Below are 1,804 nucleotides of genomic sequence, written 5' to 3' on the forward strand. Positions count from 1 at the left end.
AAAGCGGTCATCATTGGCCCCGGTAACATCGGCACCGACCTGCTGATGAAAATGCAGCGCTCCGAGTGGATCGAGCCGGTCTGGATGGTGGGCATCGACCCTGAGTCCGAAGGACTCAAACGCGCCGCTGAAATGGGCATCAAAACCTGCGCCACCGGCGTGGATGGTATCCTGCCGCACATCATTGAAGACGATATCCGTGTCGCCTTCGACGCCACCTCGGCCTATGTCCATGCCGAGAACAGCCGCAAGCTGAACGAACTGGGCGTGATCATGGTTGACCTGACCCCCGCCGCCATCGGCCCGTTCTGCATCCCGCCGGTCAATCTGACCGACCATGCCAAGAACCTGGAGATGAACGTCAACATGGTCACCTGCGGTGGCCAGGCGACCATCCCGATGGTCGCAGCAGTCAGCCGTGTACAGCCGGTTGAATACGGCGAGATCATCGCCACCGTCTCCTCCCGCTCCGTCGGGCCGGGCACGCGTCAGAACATCGACGAATTCACCCGCACCACCGCCGGTGCCGTAGAGAAGGTGGGCGGTGCCAAGCAGGGCAAGGCGATCATCATCATCAACCCGGCCGAGCCGCCGCTGATCATGCGTGACACCATCCACTGCCTGACCGAAGGCGAGCCGGATCAGGCCGCCATCACCGAGTCCGTGCACGCCATGGTGAAAGAGGTGCAGAAGTACGTACCGGGCTACCGTCTGGTCAATGGTCCGATCTTCGATGGCAACCGCGTCTCCTGCTTCATGGAAGTGGAAGGGCTGGGCGACTTCCTGCCCAAGTACGCCGGCAACCTGGACATCATGACCGCTGCCGGTCTGCGCACCGCCGAGATGTTCGCTGAAGAAGCGGCCAACGGCGTCATCACACTGCCTGCACGCGGCTAAGGGGAGAACAGCACATGAACCTGAACGGCAAGAAAGTAACCCTGCACGACATGTCACTGCGTGACGGCATGCATGCCAAGCGCCACCAGATCAGCCTGGACGAAATGGTCCGCATCGCCTCGGCGATGGACGAGGCGGGCATGCCACTGATCGAAGTCACCCACGGTGACGGCCTCGGCGGTCGCTCACTGAACTACGGCTTCCCGGCCCACAGCGACGAAGAATACCTCAGCGCCGTCGTGCCCAAGATGAAAAACGCCAAAATCTCCGCGCTGCTGCTGCCGGGGATCGGTACCGTTGACCACCTGAAAATGGCCCGGGACTGCGGCGTCTCCACCATCCGTGTGGCCACCCACTGCACCGAAGCGGACGTATCCGAACAGCACATCGGCATGGCCGCCAAAATGGAAATGGACACCGTTGGCTTCCTGATGATGGCGCACATGGTCAGCCCGGAGAAGATTCTGGAACAGGCCAAACTGATGGTCAGCTACGGCGCCAACTGCATCTACGCCACCGACTCCGCCGGCTACATGCTGCCGGATGACGTCACCGCCCGCATCGGCCTGCTGCGTGCCAAACTGCCGAAAGAGGTCGAAGTCGGCTTCCACGGTCACCACAACATGGGCATGGCGATCGCCAACTCTCTGGCCGCGATTGAAGCCGGTGCCTCGCGCATCGACGGCTCCGTTGCGGGTCTGGGTGCCGGTGCCGGCAACACGCCGCTGGAAGTGTTCTGCGCCGTGTTGGATCGCATGGGTGTGGAGACCGGCGTTGATCTGTACAAGATCATGGACGTAGCGGAAGACCTGATCGTGCCGATCATGGACCAGCCGATCCGTGTCGATCGCAACGCCCTGACGCTGGGCTATGCCGGTGTGTACTCCTCGTTCCTGCTGTTCGCGGA

General features: G+C 62.0%; 2 protein-coding genes. Both read left to right on the plus strand.

Going from position 1 to position 1,804, the window contains the following annotated elements; all coding sequences use genetic code 11:
* A partial coding sequence (locus ABIE61_RS18720; RefSeq protein WP_502915077.1) for an acetaldehyde dehydrogenase (acetylating) occupies positions 1–897 on the plus strand: 897 nt, incomplete at its 5' end.
* Between the two features lie 14 nt (positions 898–911).
* Positions 912–1,804, plus strand: an 893-nt coding sequence (gene dmpG / locus ABIE61_RS18725) for a 4-hydroxy-2-oxovalerate aldolase (protein WP_354412395.1), incomplete at its 3' end; no start/stop codon positions are given.

This window comes from Marinobacterium sp. MBR-111 (genome assembly GCF_040547585.1).
Taxonomy (GTDB): domain Bacteria; phylum Pseudomonadota; class Gammaproteobacteria; order Pseudomonadales; family Balneatricaceae; genus Marinobacterium; species Marinobacterium iners.